General features: G+C 38.3%; 1 pseudogene (running past one end of the window). It reads right to left on the bottom strand.

What is annotated here, in order from left to right:
• Positions 1–70: pseudogene (locus B9N71_RS13690) on the bottom strand (IS3 family transposase); its annotated part reaches 171 nt to the left of the window's first position; the annotation flags it as partial.
• Positions 71–230: the final 160 nt, after the last annotated feature.

Below are 230 nucleotides of genomic sequence, written 5' to 3'. Positions count from 1 at the left end.
ATAATTGCTTGAAATCAGCACAGGAATATTGGCTTCTTTGGTCACTATGAATGAGTACATTTTTAGGAAAGTGACGCCGAAATAAAGCTTGTTTTAATGTATTACACACTAAATAGCCTGTATCCCTAACATCATGAAGCAGGCTTGGTGCACCCAAACGGGCTTTATGTTGCCAATACTGTTTTTGGATATACTCGCTGAGTTTGGCGGATTTGTTTGCTCTTTTTAAC

Source organism: Gilliamella bombi (assembly GCF_900103255.1).
Lineage (GTDB): Bacteria > Pseudomonadota > Gammaproteobacteria > Enterobacterales > Orbaceae > Gilliamella > Gilliamella bombi.
Note: the sequence above shows the minus strand (reverse complement) of the source record. Positions and strands in the feature narration are given on the sequence as shown.